Origin of the sequence: Arthrobacter echini (assembly GCF_004803505.1) — a bacterium.
In the GTDB taxonomy this organism is placed as follows: domain Bacteria; phylum Actinomycetota; class Actinomycetes; order Actinomycetales; family Micrococcaceae; genus Arthrobacter_D; species Arthrobacter_D echini.
In genome coordinates this window covers 1-1295 of the sequence record NZ_SSWH01000039.1, presented here as the reverse complement: position 1 = coordinate 1295, position 1295 = coordinate 1, and the positions used below count along the sequence as shown (strand labels likewise).

General features: G+C 64.8%; 1 protein-coding gene. It reads right to left on the bottom strand.

What is annotated here, in order from left to right; genetic code table 11:
- Positions 1-1172: IS1380 family transposase (locus tag E8P82_RS14930; RefSeq protein WP_136455841.1), on the bottom strand; the 1172-nt coding region annotated here is incomplete at its 3' end.
- Positions 1173-1295: the final 123 nt, after the last annotated feature.

The window sequence follows — 1295 nt, the reverse complement described above, 5'->3', positions numbered from 1 at the left end:
GTGACCAGCCAGGCACTGTTGGCCCCGAAATGACCCGACGGCAGGTGCGCCAGGGCACTGTCCTTGAGGTCGGCGTTGACCTGCTCGATGATGGCATGTTTCCGGTGTGTGGCGTCTGCGGTAACGGTGTCCAGGACTGCGGGCTCGATGGTGGTGAAGAACGCGTGGTGCCGGTGGGTTTCGAACAGGGTTCCCTGCCCGTCGGTGGTGTTCGGGTTCAGGTCCGGGATCCGGCGTACCACCAGACGTCCCGGAACCTGTTCGCTCTTCTTCCGGGAGGAGAACGCGGTGAAGGGTGTTTCGGCGACCTCGGCCTTCGAGATCCAGGTGTCAGTGGTTTCATCGAAGACCGCGTCGGTGTAATCGATCGTCGTCCACGCGCTGTCTTCGATGCCGGCGATGGCGCGTCTGACGGCCGGGTCCATGCGTACGGTCACCGAGACCTCGGCCCCGCCGGCCAGAGCCGCGGACACGGCGGCGTGCCCGTAGAACGCCGAATCGGCCCTCAGCAGGACCTGGTTCCCGGCGCCGATGCGCTGGGAGGTCGAGAGCGCGTCGGTGATCAAGCGCTTGGCGCCCCGGGCCGAGCCTGCCGCTCCCTTGCGCAGCCGCTGGGCGGCGATGACCGGGGCAGAGTTTGTAGTGGAGACGGTAGCCAGGATCGCGTTGAGCCCGCGAACACCGGAGTACCCGTACCCCGAGCCCTGCTTCTGGTAGCCATGGACCTCGATAATCGTGTCGTCGACATCGACGAACACCACGTCGTTGGCTGCTGGGGATCCCAGCAGCGGGGCCCGGGATGCCAGATTGGCCAGGAAACGCGACGCGACCGCATCCAACTGGCGCACGTGCCCGAACGTGAAGGACCGCAGGAACGATCCCAGCGTGGACGGCGCGTAACAGGCCGTGAAGAGCCGTTTCATCCCGCCGTGACGCAGCACAGCCATATCATCAATCGAGTCCGCCCCGGCGACCATTCCGCCCACCAGGGAGGCGACCTTCAGACCGGGGTTCGCGCCCTTATCCGTGGGCACCGACAACCAATCATCGGCCAGCTCGTGGAGCCCTGCATCCCGGGCCAACCTCATCACCGGGACCAGCCCCGCCGCCGACACGAGGTTCGGCTCGTCGAACGAGACAGACAGGGCTGTAGGACTGTGGGAAACTTGCATCTACGAGATGCCCTCTCACCGAGCTGAATGTGAACCTTCGACAGTCCCATTCTCCCCGGTCAGACGGGCATTTCGTCTTTAATGACGTACTGTCACGCTGACGCTCATCGGTGGATCAAGGCT